Raw genomic sequence first — 20455 nt, 5'->3', positions numbered from 1 at the left:
GCTTTAAGACTATGAGCGACAAAAAATACTTTAAGCAAACAAAGCCGTTCCGGGTACCTACCCATGATGGTAAAATGATAGAAGAACATTTTGGCCATGCCTCCACCCGTACCTCCGGCTTTAGTGTAGCCCACATGATAGCTCCGCCGCATTGGAGCGAGCCGCACCAGAAACCGGAGTTTGATGAAGTGACCATTGTGCTGCGCGGCCGTAAACTGATTGAGATTGATGGGGAGGAAGTGGAAGTAAAAGCCGGCGAATCCATCCTAATCAAAGCTGGTGCCCGCATCCGTTACGCCAACCCATACGATGAGGAAACAGAATACTGGTCTGTTTGTGTACCGGCGTTTGATATCAACAGCGTACACCGCGAAGACGATTAACTTACCGGCTTTCTACTGAAACAGAGTAGCAATTGAGCTGGGCCCTTTCTGGTAAAATTCACCAGCACCGGGCTGCCAGTATACTTTCAACTTAACTAACCTACATGAAGAACACGTTTACAAGCCTGCTGTTAGCCGCCACACTCCTGACGGCATGCAGCCCAAACACTCCTGTCAGTTCCGCTGCCCCTATTGCTTCGGCGGGCACCGACTCCAATACTCCAGCCTTCGGTGCTATTACAGAAAGTGAGCTGCGCCAGGATCTCTTCGCGTTGGCAAGTGACGACATGCGCGGCAGAAGGGCCGGGTCTGCCGACGAACTCCGCGCCGCAGCCTGGGTAGCCGAACAGGCCCGAAAAGCCGGCCTTCTACCTGCCGGTGAGGACAGCACTTATTTCCAGTTTTTCCCGATCCACCGGGTGCGGGTAGCCGATAACAGCCAACTGAAAGTGGGCAATACAGCTTTGGCCTTGTGGAAAGATGCCTGGGTAGCATCGCCGGTACAGGCGCGCATTAATGCTCCCGTGGTGTGGCTGAACGCCCTGGCCGATACGGCGAAGTATAACCTGAAAGGCAAAGTAATTGCCATGCCGCTGCAGGCGCCAGACCCACTGCCTGCGCCGGGCATCAGCTTAAGTGGTTACCGCTATACTTTGTCGGCGTTGCGCCAACAGAACAATGCCCTTAAAAATCAGGGCGCTGCCGCCATTATACTTGTTGCAGACCCCACCTCTGAAGCAAGCCTGGCTTTTGCAGGACACGGTTTTGAAGAAGGGCAATACCTGCTGGAGAGTCCCTCCGGCCCCCGCCCCACTACCCCGCTTATACTTGTAAAACAGGAGACTGCTCCCAAGCTAAAGCAGGCCAAAGCCACGCTTACTGCCGACCTAACGCTGGAAAGCTTTATTTACCCGTCGGTTAACGTTGTGGCGGTTGCGCCGGGAGCCGACGCTGCACTCAAAAAGGAATATGTGCTCTACAGCGGCCACCACGACCATGACGGCATCGGCACGCCCATCGCCGGCGACTCGATCTGGAACGGCGCTGATGATAATGCATCTGTTAGTGTGGCGATGCTGGCCATTGGCCGGGCGTGGGTAGCGAACCCGGGCAAGCGCTCCGCCCTGTTTGTGTGGCATGGCGCCGAAGAGCGTGGCCTGCTCGGCTCTCGCTGGTTTGTAGAGCATCCTACGGTGGATAAAAGTGCTATCGTGGCTGTGCTGAACGGCGACATGATCGGCCGCAACGCGCCGGATTCAGCCGCACTGTTGGGCGCTACGTCCCCGCACCGCAACTCTACTACGCTGGTTGATGCTGCAATGCAGGCAAACAAGCAGTATACCAACTTTACGATAGATACAAGTTGGGATGATCCGAAGCACCCTGAAGGCTGGTACTTCCGTAGCGACCATCTTCCCTACGCCCGCGCCGGCATTCCGGCCATCTTCTTCACCACGCTGCTGCACCCCGACTATCATACACCAAAAGATGAAGCCGAAGGCATCGATATACAGAAACTGGCTAAGATGACGCGCTGGATGTATGCCACCGGTTGGGCCGTGTCGCAAGCGGCGCAACGCCCTGCCGTAGACCCGGGCTTTAAGCTGGAGCGGTAAGTATAAGTTGTTCCTTCCTACCGCAAATTTAGCGACATAAAGACTATAAAACAGAAGGGCCTTTGCTGGTTAGCAAAGGCCCTTCTGTTTTATACTTCAGGATGTGATATCCACATCATTTATACTTACTTTTGAATCATTTCGATGATGCCTTCCGAGATACCCATGCTGCTGAAGCCGCCGTCGTGCATCAGGTTTTGCATGGTTACCATGCGGGTCAGGTCTGAGAAGAGCGTGATGCAGTAGTTGGCGCAATCTTCCGCAGAAGCATTGCCCAGCGGCGACATTTTATCGGCATACTCATAAAATACGTCAAAGCCCCCTACGCCGGTACCGGCTGTGGTTTTGGTTGGCGACTGCGATACGGTATTTACGCGCACGTTTCTTAGCTGGCCATAACGGTAGCCATAGTTGCGGGCAATAGACTCCAGCACCGCTTTAGCCTGCGACATATCGGTATAATCAGGGAACACGCGCTGGGCAGCGATGTAAGAAAGTGCCACCACAGAACCCCACTCGTTAATGGCGTCCAGCTTTTCAGCTACTTGCAATACTTTATGAAAAGAGAGGGCCGAAACATCCAGTGTTTTCTGGAACCACTCGTAGTTCATGTCGCCGTACGATTTGCCTTTGCGGATGTTCGGGCTCATACCAATGGAGTGCAGCACAAAATCCACTTTGCCACCCAGCACTTCCTGCGCCTTTGTGAACAGGTTTTCCAGGTCTTCCACTGAGGTCGCATCCGCAGGAATGATCTCTGCGTTACATTCTTCCGCCAGCTTCTTGATCTCGCCCATACGCATCGCCAGTGGCGCGTTGGTCAGCACAAACTCGGCACCTTCTTCTTTGGCACGCTTCGCTACCTTCCAGGCGATAGACTTCTCGTCCAGTGCGCCGAAGATGATTCCTTTCTTTCCTTTAAGCAGATTGTAGGACATGTGTTTCTATTGTTATTTTAAATTGCTCGGTTTAAGGCGGCAATATAGTAATAAACCTTATAGCGAAAGCAACTCTTTCGCACTTTGATAGGCATTGGCGCTCGGGTTGGCTCCTGCAATCATGTGGGCAATCTCGTTTACACGCTCCTCTTCGTTCAGGCGCTTTACACGGCTGATGGTGCGGTCTTCCCGGTCTTCCTTGTATACAAAGTAATGGGCATTGCCTTGCGCAGCGATCTGTGGCAGGTGCGAAATGGCAATGATCTGGTGCTTTTGCGCCATCTGCTGCATCATCTTGCCTACCTTCACGGCCACCTCACCAGATATACCTGTATCAATTTCATCAAATACGATGGTCGGCAACGCTGTCTTATCAGCCAGCATATACTTTATACTTAGCATCAGGCGCGAGAATTCACCGCCCGAAGCCGCTTTGATAAGCGTTTGCGGCTGTGCGCCTTTGTTAGCACTGAACAGGATGCTGATCTCATCAGTACCGGTGGCAGTTGGCGCTACTTCATTGTGCTGAATCACGATGCGGGCGTTCGGCATGCCCAGGTCAGCTACCAACGTATAGAGTTCCTGCTCAAACGTATCAAACGAGGCCCGGCGCCGCTCCGAAAGTATGGCCGCTTTTTCGTGCACCTCTTTCTCCGCTACTTTCATCGCCTTCTCGGTTTTGGCAATGGCGGTATCCAGGTTCAGGACGCTGCCTACTTTTTCCTCCAGTTCGCGCTGTATCTGCAGTAACTCGGCAATGGTCAGGGCCTGGTGCTTGCGCTGCAACGTATAGATCAGGTTCAGGCGCTCCTGCACTTCCTCCGTCCGTTGCGGATCGGCTTCAGTATTACGCTCGGCATCTTCCAGCTCGCCTGCAATATCGTTGAGCTCGATCATGCAACTTTCGGTGCGCGTGCGCAGCTCCTCATACTTACCGGAAAACTGCGCCAGCTGCCCGATCAGGTGCACGGTATCTTTTAGCGCCGAGGTGATGTTAAACTCCGACTCTGTGAGGCTTTGCACGGCCTGGCTTAGCTTCAGCTTGATGTCTTCGGCATTCTCCAGCTGCTTCAACTCTTCCTCCAGCTCTTCCTGCTCGTGCTCCTGCAGGTTTGCCTCGGCCAGCTCGTTCAGCAAAAAAGCATGGTAGTCGTGCTCCTTTTGCGCCTGCGCCAGCTGTTCGGTCAGTTTTTTATAGTCATTTTCCAGCTTTTTATACTGGCGGTAACGCTCGTTGTAATCCCGCAGGTACGACAGGTTGCCAGCATAAATATCGAAGGTAGTGTTGCCCATGGCTGCCGTGTTGCCGGCATAAATATCCAGGATATTAAGCTGATAGCTCGTGTCGCCCAGTTGCAGGGTATCGTGCTGCGAGTGGATGTCCATTAGGTTATCGCCTATTTTACGGAGCACATCCAGGGTAACAGGTGTGTCGTTGACGAAAGCGCGTGATTTGCCGCTGGGGCTGATCTCGCGGCGCAGGATGCACTGGTTATCAAAGTCCAGGTCCTCGGCTGTAAACACCTCCTGCAGGTTGTAAGAAGAGATATCAAATACGCCTTCAATCACGCATTTCTCGTCCTGCTTAAACAGGAATTTAGAGTCGGCACGGTTGCCCATCAATAGGCCGATAGCACCCAGCATAATGGATTTACCGGCTCCGGTTTCGCCCGTAATAATATTGAGTACCGGCGATGGGTTCATCTCCAGTTTCTCAATCAGGGCATAATTTTTTATTTTAAGGTCTATCAGCATATTTTAAGACACAAGGCTTTAGCAGTAGAGTAAGAATTTTGCCTCTGCTAAAGTTCGATAATTCTGCTTTTTTGGTACGGAAAATTTGAGAAACTGTACGCGATAGTATGCCGGCAGCTTTTATACCTGCTCCGGTTAAAAGGGCGCCTCCACATCATAGATGACTTCATCGACCTGGTCCAGCGGCAACAAATGGCGGCTAAAACGTTGGTCCTGCAGCTGTAACTGCTCCAGAGTGAGCTTTTCCAGTAAGCCGTGCAGCACTACTCTGCTACGGAGCACCACCTGCACGCCAGGTTGTCGCAGCAGCTCATCGGCATGATTTACAAGGTCTTTGCGGAAGATGCGGATCTGGCGTTTGCCCATAGGTATACGAATTAGCACAGCAGCCTGCTATGCCCCGTGAAGATACGTGCTTTTCCGGAAATTCTAAAAAATTTAGCGTTTTAGCAAAACCTCGTATTTGCTGTTATTGGTAGGGTCTACCTGTGAGAGAATAGTGTAAGCCTGCTGTTTATCTGCCGGGGCAGCCGCTTTGAACATGTTGACCAGTTCATCGGCCTTAGCATCAAAGAACGAGCGGACTAACACGGAGCCTGGTTTCTGCTGTTGTAGCTTCTGCATGTCTTGCAACACGCTTAACACAGCTTTGCGCGCCTGTTCCGGCTTGTCGAGCATCAAATCCAACCCTTGCCGGTGCATGGTATACATGCCCTGGCGGAAAGGCGCAAACTGCGGGTCCTGCAGGTTGTCGATGAGCCAGTAACGGTTGCGGTTGCTTTCAAAGGGCTTCCAGCCTGGGTAGGCGGCTCCCTGAGAGGCAGCCAGGTTGAGGATGCTGCGGGCCTTATCAAAGTTTGGGGCTCCCCCCAACTTACCGAAGCTGTCATTGTCCATACCAATGATCATGTTGGCGTAAAAAGCCAGCATCGACGACAGATTGGAAGTATAATTGTTCTCTGCGAAGTCCAGCGGCTGCGCGTCACTGAACTGAAAAGTCCAGTCTTTATCTACAAACGAGAACAGCGTTGATTCGTAGCCGGTGCCATAGGCCGGCCGTACCGAGAGCACCTGCACATTGGCTTTAAACGTACCAATCTCAGGCATCTCCGTCAGGCTGATGAGCAAACGGCATTTGATTCGCTCATCAGGCGCGTAGGGCTGGTTGGTCCAGCGGCGGTTGTTCATAAATTCGAAGATGCGCGTCTGCATATCCGTGAACAGCTGCTTGTCGGTCGACTGTACCTGCTCGCTGTTCACCACCACATCACACTGCAGTTCCTGCGCGCGGGCTACCCAGGCCGAAAGGCACAGCAGCAGCATTATGAATATCTTCTTAGCCATGTAGTCGCTCCCAAATCAGACAGACGATATCCTCGGCCACTTCGCTCTTCGGCTTCAGCGCAAAAGGGGTAGTAGAGGCTTCTTCTATCACCGTTATTTTATTGGTGTCGTGCTTAAAACCTGCCCCCGGATCATTGAGGGAGTTAAGTACGATCATATCCAGGTTCTTCTTATGCAGCTTTTCGCGGGCGTTAGCGCCTTCGTTGTCTGTTTCCAGCGCAAAGCCAACCGAAAACTGGTCCGTTCGTTTCTGCCTACCCAGTTCTGCTGCTATATCAACGTTCTTAACCAGCGCTATTGTCAGCTCGTTCCCCGATTTCTTTATTTTTTTATCTGCTACCTCTTTCGGCCTGTAGTCGGCTACAGCAGCGGCAAAAACAAGTATATCTGCCTTTAGGGCACGCTCCCGCACGGCCTCATACATCTGGTTGGCGGTGGTTACAGGTATAACTGTAATGCTTGGGTGTTGTGCCAGCTGGTTGGTAGGGCCGGAAACTAATTGCACCTGCGCTCCATGCGCCGCAAAGCTTTCGGCCAGAGCATAGCCCATTTTGCCCGTAGAATGGTTGCCAATAAAACGAACCGGGTCGATGGGCTCGTAGGTTGGGCCGGCGGTCAGCAAAACAGTTTTCCCCTTAAACGATCTTTTGGTCACCTGCAAAAAAGTTCTCAAGCACTTGTATGATTTCTTCCGGCTCGGCCATGCGCCCCTGTCCTACCAGGCCGCTGGCCAGTTCGCCATAACCAGCCTCTATGATGCGGTTACCGTAACCCTGTAGTTTCCGGAAATTGCTTTGAACCGCCGGATGCCGGTACATGTCCAGGTCCATGGCAGGTGCTACAAACACCGGGCAGCGGGCCGACAGGTAGGTGGCGGTAAGCAGGTTATCGCAGAAGCCGTTCGCCATTTTAGCAACGGTATTAGCACTGGCAGGCGCCACCAACAGGGCATCGGCCCAAAGGCCCAGTTCCACATGGTTGTTCCATACGCCGGTTTCGTCCCGCACAAACTGGCTGAGCACTGGCCGCTTCGAAAGCGTTGCCAACGTGAGCGGGGTTATAAAATCAGAAGCAGAAGTGGTCAGGATTACCTGCACTTCTGCTTCTGATTTTACGAGTTGGCGAACCAGCAGCGCAGCTTTGTAGGCTGCTATACTGCCGCAAACTCCCAGTATGATTTTCTTTTGCCGGAGCATTAGCCTGTATTACAGGTTAATTTCTTCCTGCTGCTCTTCGTCCGGTTTACGGAAGTAGATGTTCTTCTCCAGAAACTCCTCAATAGCCAGGTTGGTTGGCTTCGGCAGGCGCTCGTAGTACTTGGATATCTCGATCTGCTCGCGGTTCTCGAAAACTTCTTCCAGGTTATCTACAGTCGTGGCAAACTCTGCCAGTTTGGAATTAAGCTCTTCTTTCAGCTTCACCGAGATCTGGTTCGCTCTTTTAGAGATAATGGCCAGGGACATGTATACATTACCGGTTTGCTCAGCAAGATCGGCCATGTTACGGGTAACGATAGATGATGGTACTATTGCCATATATACTAATTTATGAATTTGCTTGATTTTGTTTTTTTACTTTCTGCAGCTCTGCCAGAGCATTGTCGTAGATCTGCTCTGCATTACGCTTATACTTGCTCTCAGGATACTGATCTATAAAACTCTGGTAATAATCAATGGCCTCCTGATAGCGCTCCTGCTGCTTGCTGGCCACACTCTCCGTTGCAAAGCGGTACTGCGCATCCAGGCGCAGGAAAGAAGCCTCCTCGCTATACGGCGAAGACGCATGCTCTTTTATAAAGTTGTTAAACGCCACCACCGCAGAGCGATAATACCGGATCTGATAGTATAGCTTTGCATTATCGTACGATTTACGGTCCAGCTTTACATTCAGGTTTTCGATCATCGTATCTGCTTCCTTGTTCAGATCGCTGTTCGGGTAGCGCACCTTAAACTCCTGCAGGGCATCAATGGCGGTCAGGGTGCTGGTCTGGTCCTGCTCATAGCTCGGCGACTGGTTGTAGAGCGACTTGGCCTGCATAAACAGGGCCTGCTCGGCCAGCGGGCTGCGCTGGTAGGTATCGTAAAAATTCTTGAAATGGAAAGCACTCAGCAGGTAATCGTGCTGCTGGAAATACGTGTTGGCGAAGTAGAATTTCGCCTGTTCAGCCTCCGGCCTGCCAGTCATTAAAGGCAGTACCTGCTCAAATAGCTGGTTGGCCCGGTAGTAGTCGCCTTTCTCGTAGTACTGCAGGGCAGCCTTATACTTTTCGTCAACATTGTTGCTTTTAAGTATCTTCTGAAAGTCGCTGCAACCAGTAGCAAACAGCAACATGCCGATCAGGGCAATGGTATGGATTAAGCCTCTATTCATGAACGGGCAAAATTATAGAATATATGCGTGATTTACAAACCAGAAATATACGCGGGCCGCTGCAGCCTAAAGCGGCTTATTTTTTTTCTTCTTTTCTTTTTTAGACTTTTTGGCCGCTCCCTTGTCCGGCACGGCCTTCGCTGCGACGGGCGTTACTTTGGGCGCCACCTGGCTATGGAGCACCGATGCTTTGGTCGGCCGCAGCTCTGCCTGCCAGTTAAAGCCCTCCAGCTGCTTTTCTTCGGGCTTCAGTTCGTGCGGTGGTATAAAGCTGGCCTCAGGCTGCACCAGAAACGAGATTGTCTTCAACTTATTATCCCCGAACTTCAGAATCATGTTGCTGCAAATAGCCTTGTTCATTCCCGTTACGGCCGTGTCGCCTTCCAAGGCAAAGTATAAACTTTCGCCATTGCCATTTACATCTACCCGCTGGATATCGCCCTTGCGGAATTGGGCTACCATATCCCGCCCTTTTACCTGGTTATAGTTGCGAATGGTATCTTCAGAGGCAATAAAGGCATTGCTAAACAGGTACATCTTGTCGATGTTCTTGTTGCGCAGGTGAATACGGATAGTGTCTGAAACCATCTGGGTCCTGTCGTTCCACAGCACCGGCTTTCTATTCATGTACATCACCGAATCCGTGCGGTTAAAGCTCAGCGAATCACACTTGCCCTGCAGGTCCTGCTTGTATATTTTCACGTTGTGGTAGGCATACAGCATACTGGGCATCACAGGCGTTTTAGACTCCCGCGAGATCAGCGTATCAGCCGACATGTACAGCGTGTCCTTTTCCATCACCGTTTCCATTACCGGATTGCCGTATACTTTGGCCAGTCCTCTTTCGCGCCAGTAGCGCCCTTCTTTGCCGCGCACCGTAATGTTGTCTTTCAAGGACTTAAGCGTGACGTTCTGTTGGGCGAAGCCGTAACCGGTGTTCTGGTCATAGTATAGCTTATCGCCTCCCAGGCGGTATTCCGGTGTCAGAATATAGGCATTGCGTCCGAAATTGGATATTTTGGTAAGCGTGTTGTAGGTACCTTCCTCGGCATACAGGTCGCCCTGCTGCCCTTTGATCACGGTTGGCCCCTGGAAGTATACGACCTTGCTGAGCGTGTTGTACTGCATGTTCTCAGCGGTAATGTTGTAGTCTTTCGTGAACACTTTCACGTTCTGCTGAAAGTTGAACATCTTCGACTGTGTATCATAGGAGCCGCGCTGGCTTTGCAACCTGTTTTCCGGATCTACAATGGTGCCGCCCTCTGTATATACGGCTGTTTTAGTGGTCATATCATAGTCCAAGCTAGGGGTGGTGAGCGTCATACGCGGGTCTTTCATCACCACGTTGCCTACCATGCGGGCGGTGCGGGTATTGCCGTTATAGGTGGCCTGCTGCCCCGTCATCGTCACTGTGTCGGCCTGGTTTACGCGCACGTTGCCATACGCCTCCAGCACGTTGCGCCCCTTAAACTGGTACACCGAATCAGCATACAGGTAAGCATCATTTTGTTTGAAAGCAACGTTGCCATACAGCTTGTTTACTTTTTCGCCGTTGATAACGCCGCCGACCAAAGAATCACTTCCCGGCAGCAACTGCACCTCAGCCGACTGTGCCTGCACTTTGCCCGATGGCGTACTCTGTCCGAAAACTGACAGGGAAAGCAGGGTAAAGACAAGAGAATACAGTAGTTTTGTGATCTTCATTTGTTCTGCTGCAAAAGGCTGTTCGACCAAAGATAAAAGACGCGCAAAAGGAGCCCGTAAGAGTAAACGCTTTTGTTTTTTGCCAAATAGCTTTTCGTTCTATTTTAACTTCAAAATTACAAAAAATACCAGCCGCTTCCTTATGTTACAGAAAGTTTTAGGTTTTATACAAGCACAGCAGCTCTGCTCCCCTCAGAGCAGGATACTGGCAGCCGTTAGCGGCGGCATCGACTCGGTGGTGCTGTGCGAGGTGCTGCACCAGCTCAAGTATGATTTTGCCATCGCACACTGCAATTTCGGGCTGCGTGCCGAAGAGGCGGAGGCCGATCAAGTATTTGTCAAAAAGCTGGCCAAAAAGTATGAAGTGCCTTTCTTTACCGAAAACTTCAACACCGTAGCGTTTGCGCAGCAGGAAAAGCTCTCGATCCAGATGGCCGCCCGCACGTTGCGTTATCAATGGTTTGAGCAGGTGCGCCGGCAGGAAGGCTACGACTACATTGCTACGGCCCACCATAGCAACGACACCACCGAAACGATATTGCTGCACCTGACCAAGGGCACCGGCATTGCCGGCCTGCACGGCATTCCGCCACAGAACGGTGCTATCATCCGGCCGATGCTGGCTGTAACCAAAGACGATATTTACGACTTTGTGACGGCGCAGCGGCTGATATGGCGCGAAGACAGCTCCAACGAAACCACCAAGTACCAGCGCAACAAGATCCGCCACGAGGTAATTCCGGTGCTGAAAGAGATCAACCCAAACCTGGAGAAAACGATGCAGCACACAGCAGAGCGCGTGAGCCACGCCGAAGCTATTGTAGCGGGGTACATCGAAAACCTGCGCAGCCAAAGTATAACAGAAACGGCGGAGGCCGTGTATGTATCGCTGGAGCCGCTGCGCCAGGCCAAGGGCCTGCCCGTGGTGCTGCACGAGCTGCTGCGTCCTTACAACTTCAGCTACAGTGTGGTGCTGGAATTGGTAGAGGCGCTGGAAGGCATCTCAGGTAAAGAGTTCCTCTCTCCTACTCATACGTTGGTGAAAGACCGTGACCAGTTGGTGCTCACGCCCCGCGACCTGAGCAGCTTCGGCAGCATCCTTATCAACGAAGGCGATACTAAGGCGGAGGCCGGCACAGTACACTTCACCATCAGGTATGAAGCAGCCGATACTTATAAACTCAACACCAAACCGTATGTAGCTGCGCTGGATGCCGATCAGCTGCGCTTTCCGTTGAAAGTGCGAGCCTGGCAGGAGGGCGACTGGTTTGTGCCACTTGGCATGAACGGCAAAAAGAAGATTAGCGATTTCCTGATCGACCGGAAGGTACCGGCCAACCTTAAAAGCCAAATACTGGTACTAGTCTCTAACCAGTCTATTGCCTGGGTAGTAGGCCAGCGCCCTGATAACCGCTTCAAGGTGACAGAAAAAACGACGCGGGTCGTGGAGATAGGTATGAACCGGACTTCGTAACAGGCAGCACGGCTTCTGCAGCAGCAGTTTGGACCGGTTGGGATGCCCTACTTTTCAGGCTGAAAGTATAATTTAGTTTAGCTGTGCTATGGGCGGTGTGATACTTGCGCCGAAAGGTGCTATTCCCGATAGATTTTTCTAAATTTACAGGAGTTTATAGAATTTCAAACTAAAATAAACTATATCCGACAATGAAAGTAACCGTAGTTGGAGCTGGTAACGTTGGGGCAACATGTGCCGACGTACTGGCTTACCGCGAGATCGCGAACGAAGTAGTACTAGTGGATATTAAAGAGGGTTTTGCTGAAGGCAAAGCACTTGATATCTGGCAAAAAGCGCCTATCAACTTATATGATACCCGCACTGTGGGTGTTACCAACGATTATTCCCGCACTGCCGATTCTGACGTCGTGGTGATCACCTCCGGTTTGCCGCGCAAGCCCGGCATGAGCCGCGACGACCTGATCTCTACCAATGCGGGCATCGTGAAATCTGTTACAGAGAATGTGGTGAAATACTCGCCAAATGCCATCATCATTGTGGTTTCTAACCCGCTGGATGTGATGACGTATGCAGCCCACATTACCTCGAAGCTGCCCCGCACCAAAGTTATGGGTATGGCCGGCATTCTGGACACTGCCCGCTACCGTGCTTTCCTGGCCGAGGCACTGAACGTATCTCCGAAAGACATTCAGGCTGTGCTGATGGGCGGCCATGGCGACACGATGGTACCATTGCCGCGTTACACTACTGTAGGTGGTATTCCGGTAACCGAGTTGATCGAAGAAGATAAACTGAACGCCATTATCGAGCGCACCAAGTCTGGTGGCGGCGAACTGGTGAAGCTGATGGGCACCTCTGCCTGGTATGCCCCTGGCGCAGCCGCCGCACAAATGGTAGAAGCCATCGTACGCGACCAGCGCCGCGTGTTCCCGGTCTGCGTGAAGCTGGAAGGCGAATACGGCATGGACAATGTATACCTGGGCGTTCCGGTTATACTTGGCAAAAACGGCATCGAGAAAGTAATCGAACTGCAACTGAACGACGAAGAGCAGCAACTGCTGGAGACATCCCGCGGCCACGTAAAAGAAGTAATGGAAGCGCTGGACAAGATCAACGCCAACGCGTAGGCCTTCGCCATACTTAGTATAAACAGCAACGCCGCTCCTGTGCAGGAGCGGCGTTGCTGTTTATACTTATACTTGTTTATACCTGTAGCGCTCTCTAATAACTCTGTAAAAGAGCACCGTAAGCTCTGCTATATTTATAGTTTCGGAAGGCTTGTCCACTCATGCGGGTTCCAGGGCAAGGGTTTGGCTGCGGCAGTCGTGTAGGTAGCCTGTGCAGCATCCACTTGTACCAGCGTCAATACGCGCTCACCTATTAGCAGGTGGTATCGGGCGTTCTCTGCCAGTGTATCGAGCAGAGCCTGTGCGGTTTCCTGTGCCACCACATCCAGATGATGCAGCACAACGACCAGCCCGGCGCCGGTGATGTTAAATTCCGTTAAGCTGTCTTTCAGGGCATCCAGGTTACTGTCGAAGCTCTCCGGTAGCCGGAACCGTAACTTCAGGTCGGCCTGCATGGCTGCTTCATCTCCCCACCTGGAACAGTCGAACTCCACAACCCTGTACCGCTCTTTACGAAACCAGCTGATGTCGATGAGCAGGAACTCCGGGCGATGATACAGGCAGGCCCAGCCATTCCGGAGGATCTGCCAGTCCAGCCGCTGCCACTCCCCGGGCTCATTTCTGAAAGCTGCCATGTATACTCAGCTATCCTTTTGGCTGGCCTGAAAGAGCTTTTGTTTCTCTTCTTTGGAGAGGCTTTCATAACCGGAACTGGAGATCTTATCCAGGATGCGGTCTATCTCGTCCTGATCAGGTTTGCCGGGATAATTAGCGGAAGCAGTACGGCCACTGCCATTGGTGCGGGAAGAATAAGCTGCCTGCCGGTGTGTTACTTTAAGTTTAGGGCGCCGCGAAAAGAGCCTGCTGAAAAAGCCGGTTACGGCGAGTACCGGCCGGCCCAGGTCGTTGCCGCGCTGCAGCTGCCGGATGAATACCCAACCGATCAGGGCGCCGCCCAGGTGGGCCAGATTACCGCCGGCATTGTCGCCCACAGCGCCGGAAATAGAAAGCAGCAACAGAAAAGCCGCGATATACTTGATCTTGACAGGGCCGATGAGGATAAGGTTAAAAGAGAAGTCTGGCAGCAACGTCGCCGCGCCCACCACAATGGCCAGCACACTAGCCGACGCCCCGATCATCAGCGAAAAAGAAGCCCTGTCGGCAAAGTATGGGATAAAGTTGTAACACAGCAAGTATAAAATACCGCCGGCAATACCTCCCAGCACATACAGGCTCAGCAGCTTTTTATCGCCCAGGTACTCGCGCACCAGCTGCCCAAACCAATACAGGTTCAGCATGTTGAAGAGAATATGCAGGAAGCCTTCGTGCGTAAAGAAATAGGTGATCAGCGTCCAGGGGCGGGTAAAGAAGTACGCCGGCTCCGAGTTTAGGGCCAGGTAGCGCATCAGCAGGTTATACATGCCCGAGTTCTCAGACAAGTATAGGACGGTTCGCAGTACAATGAGCACCACAAACACGATCACATTGATCAGTATAAGTTGTTTAAGGGTATTATTAGGTTGCCGGAACGAGTCCCTGATATCTTCAAAAATGCTCATTATGGTCTGCTAATGTTCCTGGAAATTATTTCGTTGCCACATTCTCACAAGTATATACGCAAACAGCATGCCGCCCAGGTGTGCGAAGTGCGCCACATTATCGCCCGGCATGCGGTTAAAGCCTGAGTAAAGTTCAAAGGCACCGTAGATCAGCACAAAGTATTTAGCTTTAATTGGTATGGGCAGAAACAGTAGCATCAGTTCCAGGTTAGGGAACAGCATTCCGAAAGCCATCAGAATAGCGAATACAGCACCTGAAGCACCCAGCATCGGACTGTTATAAACGGTATTGTATACGCGGCTTACCATTTCTTTGCTGGCTTCCACATATTCTGCCTGGTCAGCATTGCGCAGGTATGCTACAGCCAGCTCCCGTCCTGCGCCCGGCCCTACATGGTCATCCATGTAGCTGTTAAACGCTGCCGGTGAGGGGTTTTCCAGGTAAAGAGATGTTTCCTGCTTCAGCCCGTTCAGTTCATAAGCGCGCGCACCGGAGTATAAGAGGCTGGCCCCAAGGCCGCAGATCAGGTAAAAAGCCAGGAACTTCTCGCCCCCCCAGTAGCGCTCCAGCATAGGCCCGAAAATAAAAAAGCTGAACATGTTACCAAACAAGTGTCCCCAGCTGCCATGCATAAACATGTGCGTCAGCAGCTGAACCGGCCTGAAATAATCAGAGCCGAAGTAGTGCAGTGCAAATGCTTCAGTGCTGATGATGCCCCCTAATTGCAACAGGAATACGACTACGTTTACGATCAGGATATTCCTGACCATCGGAGTGATGTTGAACATATTTCAATTGTTTCTTCACGTATACTTACCGCTGCGCAATAGCTATTGCGCAGCGGTAAGTATACTTGTTATGCATGCGTGGTTCGCTTAACCCCGATCGTGCTTTTTTATACTTGCTCCGGGTTAACAACCCAATAACCAGTTCTTTAGAATTCTGTTCAGCCTTTCAGAAACAACTCCTGCAACTGGCCCAGTTCTATAATCACCAGCGTTTTCTGGCCACCGGGGGTATAGTTGGGCACCTGGCAGGCGAAAAGCTTGTCTACCAGCGAGTTCATCTCCAGGTCTGTCATGCGGGGCTGCAGGCGCGAGGCCAGCCGCTTGGCCATAGCACGGGCCAAGTTCTCACGTTTATCCAGCTTTAACGTAGCTGAATTATTTTTGTATTGCTCGATCAGTTCCTCCAGCAACTCTTTCTCGTTGGGGGCATGGATGTCGGCTGGTATACCATTCAGAATGATGGTGTTGCCCCCGAAATCCTCGAACTGAAAGCCCATGTCCTGAAACTCCGCTGTGAGCTCTTTAATTAAGGCAGCATCAGCCGGCGGCAGATCAATGGTCTGCGGAAAGAGGAGCGCCTGAGAGGTAACGGATTTCTTCTGCAGCGTAGCCACATACTTCTCATACAAGATACGCTCCTGCGCAGCCTGCTGGTCCACGATCATCACCCCTGACTTAACCTGCACCAGCAGGTATTTCTGGTGAATCTGAATTGCTTTGGTAGCAGCGGCAGGCATATCGGTAGCAAAAGCATCGTCCAACAGCCCCATCCCCGACGAAGCAGAAGTATAATGCTCTCCCTGTGCCGGCTGCTCCCGCAGGGGCTCATACAGTTGCTCCCAGCCCCTGGAGGTAGCGCGTTTCGGGGAGGCAGCCGGAGCTGTAAAGCCCGAAAAACTGCTCCCGTTCTCCGTACGCGGCGCATCATCAAACTCGTTTTGCCCGCCTTGTATCCGGATGGGCTGCAGCGGCGCAAAGTTCACATCGCCGTCAAAATCTAAAGAGGGAGCAATGTTGTGTGTGCCCAGCGCCTTTTTAACAGCGGCATGTACAATGGCATACACCGTTTTCTCGTCCTCAAACTTGATCTCCGTTTTTGTAGGATGTACGTTGATGTCGATCTTCTCCGGCTCCAGCTCAATGAACAGCACATAAAACGGGTAACTGTCCTTGGGCAGCAGGCCCTCGAAGGCCGTCATCACGGCATGGTTCAGGTAGCCGCTCTTCACAAAGCGATTGTTTACAAAAAAGAACTGCTCGCCACGTGTTTTGCGGGCAAACTCCGGCTTGCCGATGTAGCCGCGCACAGCCAGGAAAGTCGTATCTTCCTCGCAGTAAGCCATCTGCTCCTTGTAGTTGCTGCCAAACATGTTCACAATGCGCTGGCTCAGCTTGGTAGCCGGCAAATTAAACACTTCCAGGTCGTTGTGGTGCAGCGTAAACGTTACTTCGGGGTATGCCAGCGCCACCCGCTGAAACTCATCCAGAATATGGCGCATCTCCACCGCATTTGATTTGAGAAAGTTGCGCCGGGCAGGCACGTTAAAGAACAGGTTCTTCACGCAGATCGAGGTGCCGGGGGGCACCGCTACGGGCTCCTGTACGACGATGGCCGAGCCCTCTACCACCAGGCGCGTGCCGATGTCGGACTGGTGCGGCCTGGTTTTCATCTCCACCTGCGCCACTGCCGCAATTGAGGCCATGGCCTCGCCCCGGAAACCCATCGTGCGGATGCGGAAGAGGTCTTCGGTAGTACTGATTTTAGAGGTGGCGTGGCGCTCAAAGCACATGCGGGCATCCGTTTCTGACATGCCGATGCCGTTGTCTACCACCTGCAGCAGTTGCTTTCCGGCTTCTTTTACGAGCAGTTGCACACTGGTGGCCCGGGCGTCGATGGCATTCTCCAGCAGCTCCTTTACCACAGAGGCAGGGCGCTGCACCACCTCACCGGCAGCAATCTGGTTGGCCAGGAAATCAGGCAATAAATGTATAATGTCGGGCATTCGATTCTAACGCTCCTTTAAAAAGTATTTCCCTTCTGATGCAATTTCATTTGCCTAAACAGGCCAGAAAATTGCTTTTACTAAATTGTAAAAACAGAACTTAATCAGAAGTAAATTTATTATTAATTTACAGACCAGTTCTTAAAAGAGGCTGGAGCTTCAGGTACTGATTCGGTTTGCAAAAGCTGCGGTTTACCTGACTGCTTGTATCAATACCGGTACTTATGGCGTTAGCATACATAACAGCTATACTTAACTGGCCATCTTTGATCTCAGGCAGACATTTGAATAGTCCAACTTCTTTTACGATCTGCAGAGGCTGCACGGCAGCGCCTCAAATTTGGCTGATGTACCGTGCTGCCTTTCGCAAAAATAGGCTTAATTTTGACTTGTTCCAATTATAATACACCGGTGCCAGGATGTTGAAGCGTTTTACTTTAGGGTTGTTGATTTTAGTTATTTTCTCGATGGGGCCACTGATGTCTTTAAAGTCATCGGATGAACTGGTTGTGAACCCACAGGAAAAAAACTGGGTCGACAGCGTATATGCGTCCCTCACCCCGGACCAGCGGCTGGGCCAGCTTTTTATGGTGGCCGCTTACTCCAACAAAAACGAAAAGCACTTTCAGGAGCTCGATACGCTGGTGATCCGCTACGGCATTGGCGGTATGATGTTTATGCAGGGTGGTCCGGTGCGGCAGGCCAAACTCACCAACCGCTTTCAGGGCGAGGCAAAGGTGCCCCTGCTGATTGCGATGGATGCCGAGTGGGGCCTGGACATGCGCCTGGACAGCAGCATGCACTTTGCCCGCCAGATGACCTTGGGCGCCCTGGACAGTGACAAGTATATTTACCTGATGGGGCGTGAGATTGCTCTGAAGATGAAGCGCCTGGGCGTAAGTGTGAGCTTTTCGCCGGTAATGGACGTGAACGTGAACCCGGCGAATCCGGTGATCGGCAGCCGCTCCTTTGGCGAATCGAAAGAAGAAGTAACCAAGCGCGGTGTGGCCTACATCAAAGGCCTGCAGGACTACGGCGTCATAGCCGTGGCCAAGCACTTCCCCGGCCATGGTGACACCGATACCGACTCGCACCTGGCACTGCCGGTGGTGCAGCACAGCATGAAGCGTCTCACGGAGGTAGAGCTTTACCCGTTTAAAAAGGCATTTGATGCCGGCGTTATGGGCGTAATGGTGGCGCACCTCTACATGCCCGCTATCGACTCGACCAAGAATCTGGCTACCACCCTCTCCCGCCCGTTGGTTACCGGCCTGCTCAAAGATAAAATGAAGTTCAACGGGCTGGTGTTTACCGATGCTCTGAACATGAAAGGGGTGAGCAGCTATTTTGCGCCGGGCGAGGTAGACATGCGCGCGCTGATGGCCGGAAACGATGTATTGCTGTTCCCCGAAGACGTGCCCACGGCTATTATGCGTATAAAAGCTGGCATAGCCAAAGGCCTGGTACAGGCAGATGAAGTAGAGCAGCACGTGCGCAAAATTCTGCATGCCAAATACTGGGCCGGTCTGAACAAGTATAAACCGGTGGAACTAACAGACCTGAAAGAAGACATGGACCGGCCTATCAGCAACGTGATACAGGAGGAGCTATACGAGCACTCCGTAACCGTAGTGGAGAACGCCGACAGCCTGCTGCCGTTCAAAAACCTGGATACCATGCGCATTGCTTCGGTGGCGGTAGGTGTACCGGCCGACAACAAGTTTCAGCAGATGCTGGGTAAATATGCGCCCGTTGACAAGTTCGCCATTCCCGACCGCTTTGCGCCCGACTCTGCTTTCCTCAAGATCATCCCCAAACTGAAAGATAACGATGTGGTGGTGGTAAGCGTGCATAACATGAACCTGACACCCTCCAAAGACTTTGGCGTAGGGGTGGGCACACGGGCCTTTATCCATTACCTGCAGGAGCGCACCAACAAAAAAGTAGTGGTGGTGGTGATGGGCAATGCCTATAGCCTGAAATTCTTTGAGAACAGCAAGTGGCTGGTGTGCGGCTACGAAGATAACCCGGTATCGCAGGAGGTGGTGCCGCAGGCGCTGTTCGGTGCCCGCGCTGCCAAAGGCAAGCTGCCGGTTACGGCATCGGCCAAGTATAAAGCGGGTATGGGCCTGACTACACCCGCCATCAACCGCCTGAAGTATGGCACCCCGGAAAGTGTGGGCATGGATTCAAAAACGCTGAAGCAGATCGATAACATTGCCCTGGAAGCTATTGCCTATGCTGCCACGCCCGGCTGCCAGGTACTGGTCGTAAAAAATGGCACCGTGATCTTCGACAAGGCCTATGGCTACTATACTTACGACAAGGAGAAGCCAGTGACGGGTAACACCATTTACGATATTGCCTCGATCACAAAAGTGGCGGCTACGCTGCAGGCCATCATGTTTCTGAAAGACCAAGGCAAACTTAACCTGGACGCCAAAGTAGCCCAATACCTGCCCGAACTAAAGAATTCCAATAAGAAGGACCTGGTACTGCGCGATGTGCTGACACACCAGGCAGGCCTGCTGCCGGGTCTACCGGCCTGGCAGAAAACGCTGGCTTCTGTTAAAACAAAAGATGTGTACTACGCCAGCACCCAGACTGATTATTATCCGAACGAGGTAACGCCGGAGATCTTCTCGGCGAAAGCTATAGAAGACTCGGTGTGGACCTGGATCCTGAACTCCCGCCTGCTGCCGCGCCGCAAAGATGGCAATGGCTATGGCTATACGTATAGTGATCTCGACTTCTACGTGCTGAAGCGCGTGGCAGAAAAGCTGCTGAACCAGCCGCTGGACGAGTTTATGGAGCAAAATTTTTATGAGCCGCTGGGCCTGAGCACCATGGGCTATAAGCCGCTCCTGGAGCACCCGATGGCTTCTATTGCCCCGACGGAAGATGATACCTATTTCCGCCATAACCTCATTTGGGGCACAGTGCACGATCCCGGCGCTGCCATGCTGGGCGGTGTGGCAGGCCATGCCGGCTTGTTCTCCAACGCCAACGACCTGGCTATTTTATTACAGATGGACCTGAACAATGGCAAGTATGGCGGCCACGACTACTTTAACACCAACGTGGTGACGGAGTTCTCGAAGAAGCAGTTTCAGGATAGCCGCCGCGGCCTGGGTTGGGACAAACCAGAGCCCGAGGGCGGAGGCCCTACCTCTGCCCTGGCGCCCCCGAGTACCTTTGGCCATACCGGCTTTACCGGTACCGGCGCCTGGGTAGACCCTGACAACCAGCTGATCTATATCTTCCTGTCTAACAGAGTGTACCCGGATGCAGGCAATAATAAACTCGTCAAGTACAATATCCGCACACGCATACACGACGTAGTTTATAAAGCCCTCATACCTAAAACATAAAAGATAATTGGTAGTTTAG

The 20455-nt window shown here is 52.2% G+C and carries 18 protein-coding genes; 5 read left to right on the top strand and 13 right to left on the bottom strand.

Annotated features, from left to right (window positions below; translation table 11 throughout):
• The first annotated feature begins 11 nt into the window (after positions 1-11).
• Together ABDW72_RS16995 and ABDW72_RS16990 are read left to right on the top strand one after the other, a co-directional pair.
• Positions 12-383 carry a cupin domain-containing protein gene (locus ABDW72_RS16995; protein ID WP_347159799.1) on the top strand — a complete coding sequence of 124 codons (372 nt, stop codon included), beginning with the start codon at positions 12-14 and terminating at the stop codon, positions 381-383.
• A gap of 104 nt (positions 384-487) precedes the next feature.
• The gene (locus tag ABDW72_RS16990) at positions 488-1999 is read left to right on the top strand and encodes a M28 family peptidase (RefSeq protein WP_347159798.1); all 1512 of its coding nucleotides are present in this window, start codon (positions 488-490) and stop codon (positions 1997-1999) included.
• A 125-nt stretch (positions 2000-2124) separates the two neighbouring features.
• Here the strand turns inward: ABDW72_RS16990 and ABDW72_RS16985 are convergent, their stop codons facing one another.
• The 9 genes from ABDW72_RS16985 to ABDW72_RS16945 all read right to left on the bottom strand — a co-directional run bounded on the left by ABDW72_RS16985 (position 2125) and on the right by ABDW72_RS16945 (position 10110).
• Positions 2125-2937: an enoyl-ACP reductase FabI gene (locus tag ABDW72_RS16985; protein ID WP_347159797.1), complete on the bottom strand. Its 813-nt coding sequence runs from the start codon at positions 2935-2937 to the stop codon at positions 2125-2127.
• 57 nt (positions 2938-2994) lie between these two features.
• Positions 2995-4692, bottom strand: a complete 1698-nt coding sequence (gene recN, locus ABDW72_RS16980) for a DNA repair protein RecN (RefSeq protein ID WP_347159796.1) — start codon at positions 4690-4692, stop codon at positions 2995-2997.
• 135 nt (positions 4693-4827) lie between these two features.
• The gene (locus tag ABDW72_RS16975; protein WP_347159795.1) at positions 4828-5058 is read right to left on the bottom strand and encodes a hypothetical protein; all 231 of its coding nucleotides are present in this window, start codon (positions 5056-5058) and stop codon (positions 4828-4830) included.
• A 72-nt stretch (positions 5059-5130) separates the two neighbouring features.
• On the bottom strand, positions 5131-6036 hold the full coding sequence (porD, locus tag ABDW72_RS16970; protein WP_347159794.1) for a type IX secretion system protein PorD: 906 nt from the start codon (positions 6034-6036) through the stop codon (positions 5131-5133).
• Positions 6029-6691, bottom strand: a complete 663-nt coding sequence (gene coaBC, locus ABDW72_RS16965) for a bifunctional phosphopantothenoylcysteine decarboxylase/phosphopantothenate--cysteine ligase CoaBC (protein ID WP_347159793.1) — start codon at positions 6689-6691, stop codon at positions 6029-6031. The genes porD and coaBC overlap by 8 nt, the downstream gene beginning before the upstream one ends.
• Entirely contained in the window at positions 6672-7232 is a 561-nt protein-coding gene (locus ABDW72_RS16960) for a flavoprotein (protein WP_347159792.1), read from the bottom strand. The genes coaBC and ABDW72_RS16960 overlap by 20 nt, the downstream gene beginning before the upstream one ends.
• A gap of 9 nt (positions 7233-7241) precedes the next feature.
• The gene (locus ABDW72_RS16955; protein ID WP_347159791.1) at positions 7242-7571 is read right to left on the bottom strand and encodes a DNA-directed RNA polymerase subunit omega; all 330 of its coding nucleotides are present in this window, start codon (positions 7569-7571) and stop codon (positions 7242-7244) included.
• A 10-nt stretch (positions 7572-7581) separates the two neighbouring features.
• The gene (locus ABDW72_RS16950) at positions 7582-8406 is read right to left on the bottom strand and encodes an outer membrane protein assembly factor BamD (RefSeq protein WP_347159790.1); all 825 of its coding nucleotides are present in this window, start codon (positions 8404-8406) and stop codon (positions 7582-7584) included.
• Positions 8407-8472: 66 nt separating this feature from the next.
• Positions 8473-10110 carry an OstA-like protein gene (locus tag ABDW72_RS16945; RefSeq protein ID WP_347159789.1) on the bottom strand — a complete coding sequence of 546 codons (1638 nt, stop codon included), beginning with the start codon at positions 10108-10110 and terminating at the stop codon, positions 8473-8475.
• A 142-nt stretch (positions 10111-10252) separates the two neighbouring features.
• On the opposite strand from ABDW72_RS16945, the gene tilS reads away from it, so the two are divergent.
• Both tilS and mdh read left to right on the top strand, forming a co-directional pair.
• Positions 10253-11584, top strand: coding sequence for a tRNA lysidine(34) synthetase TilS (gene tilS / locus ABDW72_RS16940; protein WP_347159788.1), 1332 nt, complete (start codon positions 10253-10255; stop codon positions 11582-11584).
• 191 nt (positions 11585-11775) lie between these two features.
• Complete coding sequence (gene mdh / locus ABDW72_RS16935) at positions 11776-12714, top strand: malate dehydrogenase (RefSeq protein WP_347159787.1); 939 nt, start codon at positions 11776-11778, stop codon at positions 12712-12714.
• Positions 12715-12848: 134 nt separating this feature from the next.
• Here mdh and ABDW72_RS16930 read toward each other — a convergent pair whose 3' ends face one another.
• The 4 genes from ABDW72_RS16930 to mutL all read right to left on the bottom strand — a co-directional run bounded on the left by ABDW72_RS16930 (position 12849) and on the right by mutL (position 17065).
• Positions 12849-13349 carry a barstar family protein gene (locus tag ABDW72_RS16930; protein ID WP_347159786.1) on the bottom strand — a complete coding sequence of 167 codons (501 nt, stop codon included), beginning with the start codon at positions 13347-13349 and terminating at the stop codon, positions 12849-12851.
• Between the two features lie 6 nt (positions 13350-13355).
• Complete coding sequence (locus ABDW72_RS16925; protein WP_347159785.1) at positions 13356-14273, bottom strand: rhomboid family intramembrane serine protease; 918 nt, start codon at positions 14271-14273, stop codon at positions 13356-13358.
• Between the two features lie 9 nt (positions 14274-14282).
• Entirely contained in the window at positions 14283-15062 is a 780-nt protein-coding gene (locus ABDW72_RS16920; protein ID WP_347159784.1) for a rhomboid family intramembrane serine protease, read from the bottom strand.
• Positions 15063-15220: 158 nt separating this feature from the next.
• Complete coding sequence (gene mutL, locus ABDW72_RS16915) at positions 15221-17065, bottom strand: DNA mismatch repair endonuclease MutL (protein WP_347159783.1); 1845 nt, start codon at positions 17063-17065, stop codon at positions 15221-15223.
• A gap of 446 nt (positions 17066-17511) precedes the next feature.
• Here mutL and ABDW72_RS16910 point away from each other — a divergent pair, with 446 nt between their 5' ends.
• Positions 17512-20436, top strand: a complete 2925-nt coding sequence (locus ABDW72_RS16910) for a serine hydrolase domain-containing protein (protein WP_347159782.1) — start codon at positions 17512-17514, stop codon at positions 20434-20436.
• Positions 20437-20455: the final 19 nt, after the last annotated feature.

The organism is Pontibacter chitinilyticus (assembly GCF_039748935.1).
Lineage (GTDB): Bacteria > Bacteroidota > Bacteroidia > Cytophagales > Hymenobacteraceae > Pontibacter > Pontibacter chitinilyticus.
This window is presented reverse-complemented; position numbering and strand designations above follow the sequence as displayed.

What these genes read in the sequence shown, in the direction of transcription:
- mdh (WP_347159787.1), top strand. Translation starts at nt 11,776, where the DNA reads ATGAAAGTAACCGTAGTTGGAGCTGGTAACGTTGGGGCAACATGTGCC.
- ABDW72_RS16945 (WP_347159789.1), bottom strand. Translation starts at nt 10,110, where the DNA reads ATGAAGATCACAAAACTACTGTATTCTCTTGTCTTTACCCTGCTTTCC.
- ABDW72_RS16960 (WP_347159792.1), bottom strand. Translation starts at nt 7,232, where the DNA reads ATGCTCCGGCAAAAGAAAATCATACTGGGAGTTTGCGGCAGTATAGCA.
- ABDW72_RS16995 (WP_347159799.1), top strand. Translation starts at nt 12, where the DNA reads ATGAGCGACAAAAAATACTTTAAGCAAACAAAGCCGTTCCGGGTACCT.
- ABDW72_RS16925 (WP_347159785.1), bottom strand. Translation starts at nt 14,273, where the DNA reads ATGAGCATTTTTGAAGATATCAGGGACTCGTTCCGGCAACCTAATAAT.
- ABDW72_RS16985 (WP_347159797.1), bottom strand. Translation starts at nt 2,937, where the DNA reads ATGTCCTACAATCTGCTTAAAGGAAAGAAAGGAATCATCTTCGGCGCA.
- recN (WP_347159796.1), bottom strand. Translation starts at nt 4,692, where the DNA reads ATGCTGATAGACCTTAAAATAAAAAATTATGCCCTGATTGAGAAACTG.
- porD (WP_347159794.1), bottom strand. Translation starts at nt 6,036, where the DNA reads ATGGCTAAGAAGATATTCATAATGCTGCTGCTGTGCCTTTCGGCCTGG.
- ABDW72_RS16955 (WP_347159791.1), bottom strand. Translation starts at nt 7,571, where the DNA reads ATGGCAATAGTACCATCATCTATCGTTACCCGTAACATGGCCGATCTT.
- ABDW72_RS16990 (WP_347159798.1), top strand. Translation starts at nt 488, where the DNA reads ATGAAGAACACGTTTACAAGCCTGCTGTTAGCCGCCACACTCCTGACG.
- ABDW72_RS16930 (WP_347159786.1), bottom strand. Translation starts at nt 13,349, where the DNA reads ATGGCAGCTTTCAGAAATGAGCCCGGGGAGTGGCAGCGGCTGGACTGG.
- mutL (WP_347159783.1), bottom strand. Translation starts at nt 17,065, where the DNA reads ATGCCCGACATTATACATTTATTGCCTGATTTCCTGGCCAACCAGATT.
- tilS (WP_347159788.1), top strand. Translation starts at nt 10,253, where the DNA reads ATGTTACAGAAAGTTTTAGGTTTTATACAAGCACAGCAGCTCTGCTCC.
- ABDW72_RS16920 (WP_347159784.1), bottom strand. Translation starts at nt 15,062, where the DNA reads ATGTTCAACATCACTCCGATGGTCAGGAATATCCTGATCGTAAACGTA.
- ABDW72_RS16975 (WP_347159795.1), bottom strand. Translation starts at nt 5,058, where the DNA reads ATGGGCAAACGCCAGATCCGCATCTTCCGCAAAGACCTTGTAAATCAT.
- ABDW72_RS16950 (WP_347159790.1), bottom strand. Translation starts at nt 8,406, where the DNA reads ATGAATAGAGGCTTAATCCATACCATTGCCCTGATCGGCATGTTGCTG.